The following is a 7,111-nucleotide window of genomic DNA, read 5'->3' on the forward strand; positions in this document are numbered from 1 at the left end:
TCAAATGGCTGAAGGCTTTCTTGCGGCTGATGATCGCCGCGCTGCTGGTCCCGCCAAACTCCGTCGCAGCCTGAATGCGCAATTGTTCACGGTCGACAACATAGCCGCGAAATGAGTCGACTAAATTACTCCTAAAGAGGTATTAGGACGGCTTATATCGTAGCCAGCCAAGGGCAGTTAGCTTAGCATAAAATGATATTTGGATATCTGGTGTTGGAGCCGGATGGATCCGTTGGCTGCGTCGACTGAGGCGCAGGCAAAGGGGGGATGATGAAGCACAAGTCACGTATTCTGAGCCTGCTCGCCGCCACTCTGATGAGCGGTGCAGTTCTGTTTTCCACCGATGCGAACGCTCTTTCTGTGAAGGAAGCGATGGCAGTGGCTTTGGAATCCAACCCTGAGATCGGACAGGCGATCGAAAATCGTGAGGCGATCGAGTTCGAGCTGCGTCAGGCTCGCGGGCTTTTCCTGCCTAGCGTCGATCTCGAAGCGTCGGTGGGCGCGCGCCGGCTCGACAATTCCTCGCGTCGCGGCGTTGGCATTGAGGATGACCCGCTCTATCCGGCCGAAATCGGGCTGTCGATCACCCAGAAGCTGTTCGATGGCGGCGGACGCCGTGCCGAACTGGAACGCCAGGCAGCACGGGTCGATTCGGCCTCCTTCCGCGTTCTGGAGCGTTCCGAGACCATCGCCCTGCAGGTCGTGCGCGAATATCTCGAATATCTGTTGCAGGTCGAGATCGTGAACGAGGCGCGCAACAATGTCGGCTTCCATCGGTCGATGCTGGGGGATATCGGTTCTCTCATTTCAGGCGGCGCGCTGACCGAAGCCGACAGGCAGCAGGCGCAGGAGCGCATGCTCTCCGCCACGGCACGTCTCAAGGAAGCCGAAGAAGAGCTGGAGGCGGCGAAGATTCGTTTCTACAAGCTTGTCGGCAAACCGCTCACAAACCCGACAATGCCCGGTTCTGTGGCGTCGGCCCTGCCGGCATCGCTCGACAAGGCGATCGGCATCGCGCGAGCCAACAATCCGCGCATCAAGGTCGCCAATGCCGATATTGACGCGGCCGACGCTCTGGTCGATGCCGCCCGCTCCAACATGCTGCCCGAGATCAGTGCGGAAGGGCGCGCCCGCGCCGGTTACGACATCGACGGCGCCGATGGGCGCACAAACGATCTTCAGGCGCGGATCGTGGCCAAGTGGAACCTCTATCGCGGCGGTATCGACGTTGCCAACGAACAGGAGCAGATCCGCCGTGCGAGCGAGCAGCGCCTCGTGCTTCACCAGGCCTATCGTGAGGTCGAGGAAGCGGTTCGCATTTCGTGGGATCGCCGCCAGCGCCAGATCGATTTGGCCGGCACCCTTCGTTCACAGGCCCAGACCAACGCCCAGCTCGTCAGTTCCTACCGCGAACAGCTTGTGGTCGGCCAGCGATCGCTGCTCGATGTGCTGGGTGCGCAGAACACGCGGTTCAGCGTCAACGTTCTGTCCAAGACAGCCCAGTACGCCGCGCGTTTTGCCGAGTATCGCATACTCGCGGCAACGGGGACGCTGCTCTCGACGATGAACCTTTCGAGCGCCAAGCAGTCAGAGGCCTATGCGCGCGCGGAATTCAACGTGCCGGAGACGGCACCGACCGAAACCTACAAGAGGCTGCCTTCGCGACAGACGAACGATTTGCCGCTCGATCTTCTCGCTCCGATCCGGTCGCAATAGCTGCCGCATCGCCATGGTGGCATAGAGGAGGAAGGTGGAACAGCTCCGCAATAGTCCCGTGGCAGGCACGCCGCTTCAGGCAGGCAGTTTCAGGTTTGCCTTTCGGGAAATTGCGCAGTTTCTGGCGCGTCCGAGTTCGGAAACGGTCCTGTTCTCGGACACACCTTTCGATGAAGAAAACCCGTCCCTTGAGGATATAGAGCGTCTTTCCGCGCGCATCGGACTCGAGGTGGAGCAGCACAGCCGGCGCGAACTGGCCGGTGGTGCGCCCGATCTGCCCGTGCTGGTCGTTTTCGGGGACGGCACGGCACAGGCGCTCCTCGAGCCGTTGCCCAACGATCATCTGCGCACCACGCTTCTCCCCGATCCGGTTGCGGAAGAAGGCGTTGCGCTGAAGGATGTGCTTTCCAGGAACATCCGGCTGATCCTTTCTTTCAGCGTCATCTATCTGAACCAGTCCGAAAGCACGGACTCGACCCTGGCAAAGCAGATCGAAAAGCGCCACTGGCTCACGACGACGCTTGCACCGTTCTGGAAATCCTACGCTCAGGTTGCCATAGCGGCACTCTTCGTCAATCTGCTTGCACTGGCCTCGCCCCTGTTCGTCATGAATGTCTATGACCGGGTGCTGCCCAATCAGGCGACGGCAACGCTCTGGGTTCTGGCGCTGGGCGTCGCAGGCGCGATCCTCTTCGACCTGCTTTTGAAAAGCGTGCGCGCGGCGCTGATCGACTATGCCGGCCGCAAGGCCGACCTGAAACTCTCCTACCTTCTGTTCGAGAAGGTGCTGCATGCCACCATGGCCTCTCGCCCGATGTCGACAGGCGAATATGCCAACCGGGTCACGCAGTATGAGTTCGTGCGTGAATTCTTTACCTCGAACACGATCAGCACGCTGATCGACAGCGTCTTCGTCTTTGTGTTCATTGCCGTCATCTACAGTGTTGCCGGCTGGCTCGCGGTCATTCCCGCGACGGCATTCGCCCTTGCCCTGATCATCGGTCTGATTGCCCAGTCCCGGATCGGCCGGCGTGTGGCGGCCGCCAACAATGAAGCCGCGCAACGCCAGTCTCTTCTGGTTGAAACGATCTCCACCATCGAGACCGTGAAATCCCTCCGCGCCGAACGCACTTTGCTACGCCGCTGGAGTGAGCTGGCCAAGAACGCATCGCGCACGGCGGAGGGTATCAAGCAGCTCTCTGCCTGGGCGGCGAACATGACGCAGTTCGTTCAGCAGCTCGTGACCGTTGGCCTGGTGGTTGCCGGTGCCTATGAATTCTCTGAAGGCAACATCTCGACCGGAGCGATCATCGCAACGGTCATGCTTTCTGGCCGGGCGGTCGCGCCGCTTGGCCAGATCGCAATGACGCTCTCACGCATGCGTCAGGCGCTTTTGTCGTTGCGCATTCTCAACACGATCATGGAACAGCCAGAGGATCGGCCAGAGAGTGCGGGGTTCGTCAATCGCGAGATTCGCTCCGGTGACGTTGACTTTCGCAATGTGGGGTTCACCTATCCCGAGGCGGCAAGCCCGGCGCTGGTGGATTTCAATCTCTCGGTCAAGGGCGGTGAACGCGTCGGCATTATCGGCCGGATCGGATCTGGCAAGACCACGGCTGGCAGGCTGCTGGCAGGCCTCTATCCGCCATCGAGCGGCAACCTGCTCCTGGATGGCGTCGACATTCGCCAGTATCATCCTTCCGTCGTGCGTTCCGCCGTCGTTTTCACCTCGCAGAGCGCGGACCTCTTCTCGGGCTCGGTGAAGGAAAACCTCCTGATGGCGAAGCCGGGCGCAACGGACAATGAACTGGTTGCCGCCGCCGAGGCTGCCGGTGTCGATACTTTTGTCGCGCGCCATCCCAGAGGCTACGACATGCCGGTGGGCGAGCGTGGCAGCCAGCTTTCGGGCGGACAGAGACAGGCAGTCGCCATCGCTCGTGTTCTGCTCAGCGATCCACGGATCGTGTTTATGGATGAGCCGTCGGGAGCCATGGATCTGGCAAGCGAGCGCGAGCTCATCGCCCGGATGAAAACGGCCTTCCGCGAAGACGTGACGCTGATCATCTCCACCCATCGGCACAGCATGCTGCAGCTTGTCGACCGGCTGGTGGTGATCGATCAGGGACGCGTCATCGCCGACGGACCCAAGGAGAGGGTGATCGAGGAATTGCAGAAGAACGCCGGGGGCGGGCGTTCGGGAAGGAAACAATAGGCCTCTCGCGGCGCCGATGATGCGCCCGGACAAGAAGAAAGGCGGATTGCAATGGACCGTCCTCCACTGGCTGCACGATTGGGGCTGGTCGTCATCGCAGCCCTTGTGATGACCTTCATAGGCTGGGCCTCGATTGCCGAGGTTCAGGAGATCGCCCGCGGCGAGGGCAAGATCATTCCGGTCTCCAAAACCCAGATCGTTCAATCGAGCGAGGCCGGAATCGTCCAGGAAATCGCCGTCACGATCGGGCAGACAGTCAGCAAGGGCGATCTGATCCTTCAGCTCGACGATACGGCGACGGCCTCTTCACTTGGCGAAGCGGCGGCGCGGGCGCGCGCCCTGCGTGCGCAGCTCACACGGCTCGAACTGGAGGAGAAGGGGGAGCTCGATGGGGAATATATCTGCCCGGAAGAGCTTCGTGACGTTGCGCCGAACATCTGCCAGAACGAGGCCCGGCTTTTGCAGGCGCGTGCGGACAATATCAGGAACAAGCGTTCCGTTCTGGTGGAGCGGCGTCTGCAGCGGCTGAACGAGCTTGATGAAGCGCGCGCCAATATCACGCGACTGGAGGAAAACCTCGAACTCTCCCAGCGCGAGGCCGATCTTCTGGCGCCGATGGTCAAGCGCAAGCTCGTCGCACAGACCGAGTTGCTGCGTGTGCAGAAAGAGCTCGCCGAAACCCGCGGCCAGCTCGAATCCACGCGCGAATCGGTCGAACGGATCGAAGCGTCAATCAACGAGGCAACGCTTCAGATCGACGAGCTTGCACTGCAGGTGCAGCAGGAAGCGCTTGCCGAGAAAACACAGGCCCTGGCAGAGCTTTCCGTCATCGAGGAGACCATTCGTGGCGCAAGCGACCGGGTGGCCCGCACCGACATCCGCTCACCGGTGGACGGCATCATCAACACGCTGGAAGTGAACACGATCGGCGCTTATGTGGAGCCGGGTACCGTGGTCGCAGGAGTCGTGCCAACGTCCGACACGCTTCTTGTGGAAGCGCGGATTTCGCCGCGCGATGTGGCGTTTGTCCGCCCGGGTCAGCGGGCCCTGATCAAGGTTACTGCCTATGATTTTTCGATCTATGGCGGGCTGGAAGGCGAGGTTTCGAATGTGTCCGCCGATAGCCTCGTGGATCAGAACACCGGCGAAACCTTCTACCAGGTGCGGGTCAAGACCGATCAGGCCGAACTGATCCGGGACGGGCGAAGCCATGCGATTTTCCCGGGAATGGTGGCCACTGCCGACATCATGACCGGCAAGAAAACCATCCTCGCCTACCTCATGAAACCGATCAACAAGGCGCGCAATGAGGCGCTTCGCGAGCGGTGAGCGATCATGACGAAACCTGCTGAAATCCCGAGAGATGAGGACTGGGCCTTCCAGCCCAGGTTCCGTGTGCTCCGCGTTGGCACGACACGGCGCGGCATCCGGCTTGAGGAAATTTTCTGGACGGTTCTGCAACAGATCGCAGACGTGCGCGATTGCAGTGTCGGTGATGTTATCGAGACCTGTGAAAGCAGGCTGGAAAAGGGAGCAAACCTGTCTTCGGCCCTGCGCGTCGAAGCGGTGGGCTATCTGCAGGGGGCGCTGGACACCGCCAGCAGGAAGATCGGCCGCCAGGCGGTGCGCAACCATGTCATGGCGAGCCCGTCACCATGCTTTGCCCTCACCGGCGACAAGCAGTTGATGGCCTACAACCCGGCATTCATCGGTTTCGTCCAGTCGCGTCTGTCGAGCCTCGCCACCGATACCACCGGAAGGGGCGTTCGTCTGTCACTGGATATTCAGTTCTCCGAACTGATCGAAAAGCTGAAGATCGAGGGGAGTGGTCCGGCAACGGTCGGTTTCGTCATCGGTGTCGACCGCCAGCTTATCCGGGGGCGTCTCAATGCCATTCTGGCCCCGCTGACACAGCAGGAGGCGATCATCGGGTTCATTCTACCCAATTGAGATAAGCCGAAAATCCGGTCAGTTCGCCTCGATGCGCTTGCTGGACACGCCGCGTCCGGCAGCGGTGTCAAACCCTTCTCCCGGCGCAAGATCGCGCGGCAGCGGTGCAAGCGTTGCCACCATGGAGCCGTCACGCTTCCTGCCGTGAATCCACGAGCGGTTGCCGCTGAGCGAATAAAGCGGGAGATAGCTTGCCAGGGCGGTGTCCTTCATCACACGGTCATGCAGATTGTCGAGCACGTAGTGGCCCCTGGTGGTGGAAACGGTGAGCACCGCGTGGAAGAGAGAGCGGCTCTGATCCTGAAGCACGACAAGCGACATGCTGCTCAGGGGAATGCCCGCCGCGTTGAGCGCCGCCATCTTGAGTATCGCGTAGTCCTCGCAATCCCCCTTGCCGCGGTTGAGAATGTCGGTTGGCTTTGCCCATACATCAAGCCGGCGATAGTTGGCACGGTCGGACACGTAAGCGACATTCCGGTTGACCGCGCGATTGACCGCCGCCAGCTTCTGTGAAAACGGCTTGGCTTTGATCTCGCGGACGAGGCCTGCCAGTTCCTCGGCGCGCGGCGTGCATCCGCTGCCATTGGTGCATGTGGCGAAATCCGCCCGTACGATCGATGGGTAGACGGCTTTCCAGTTCGCGCTCGACGGGAGCGCCTTGAAGGGAATGGCGACGGAACCGAACACGCCTGTTCCCGAGGGCGTCATTCTTCGGCTGTGCGCGGGAGTGTCGTCTGCCGTTCGCGCGGCCACACGCACTGTCTTTGCCTGAAGACCCGCAGCGGCGGCCCGCCAGCGTTCCTTGGCCATGGCAAGGCCGTTGCTCGCCGCGGCCATCGCCGCCGAAGCCGACAGAAGGTTCAGGCTCGATATGGTGGAGACCTGTGCGGGTGAAGGTGCATAATGTCCCGCATCTGCGTTCTGAGGAGTTATCGCCAGTACGAATGTCGAAATCGCCAGCGCTGCGCCCCTGAAAGTGTACGTATTTCTTTTTATATTCATTTGCCCGCCCCCGGATCTTGGCGAGAAGATAGATGAAGCAAATGAAATGCCGATTAAGTGGCAGGGGTTATTTTCCGTTTGGATTTATTGCTGTATTTTATTTAAATGTGCATCGCCTCCCACAAGACCCTGTTAGAGTCGGTTTCGAAACTCATGATGATCGAGCCAATCGGCGAATGATCAGCATGGCAGATGCGGCGTAGAGGAAGGCTGCGGCGGAATTGACGGTGG

General features: G+C 60.6%; 5 protein-coding genes. 4 read left to right on the forward strand and 1 reads right to left on the reverse strand.

The features are described from left to right. The first annotated feature begins 270 nt into the window (after positions 1 to 270). From AC07E3_RS21100 to AC07E3_RS21115, 4 genes are read left to right on the forward strand one after another with little or no spacing between them, the layout of a single operon-like run. Entirely contained in the window at positions 271 to 1,716 is a 1,446-nt protein-coding gene (locus tag AC07E3_RS21100) for a TolC family outer membrane protein (protein ID WP_478364658.1), read from the forward strand. 34 nt (positions 1,717 to 1,750) lie between these two features. Continuing rightward, a complete protein-coding gene (locus AC07E3_RS21105; RefSeq protein WP_478364660.1) occupies positions 1,751 to 3,928 on the forward strand; it encodes a type I secretion system permease/ATPase in 2,178 nt (725 codons plus the stop codon). Between the two features lie 51 nt (positions 3,929 to 3,979). Then, positions 3,980 to 5,257, forward strand: a complete 1,278-nt coding sequence (locus tag AC07E3_RS21110) for an HlyD family type I secretion periplasmic adaptor subunit (RefSeq protein ID WP_336067445.1) — start codon at positions 3,980 to 3,982, stop codon at positions 5,255 to 5,257. A 6-nt stretch (positions 5,258 to 5,263) separates the two neighbouring features. Then, the gene (locus tag AC07E3_RS21115; protein ID WP_336067442.1) at positions 5,264 to 5,878 is read left to right on the forward strand and encodes a ribbon-helix-helix domain-containing protein; all 615 of its coding nucleotides are present in this window, start codon (positions 5,264 to 5,266) and stop codon (positions 5,876 to 5,878) included. Positions 5,879 to 5,896: 18 nt separating this feature from the next. On the opposite strand, the gene AC07E3_RS21120 is transcribed toward AC07E3_RS21115, so the two are convergent. Further along, positions 5,897 to 6,880 (reverse strand): transglutaminase-like cysteine peptidase, encoded by a 984-nt coding sequence (locus tag AC07E3_RS21120; RefSeq protein ID WP_478364663.1) that lies wholly within the window; start codon positions 6,878 to 6,880, stop codon positions 5,897 to 5,899. Positions 6,881 to 7,111: the final 231 nt, after the last annotated feature.

The sequence above is a fragment of the Nitratireductor lacus genome (assembly GCF_056431025.1).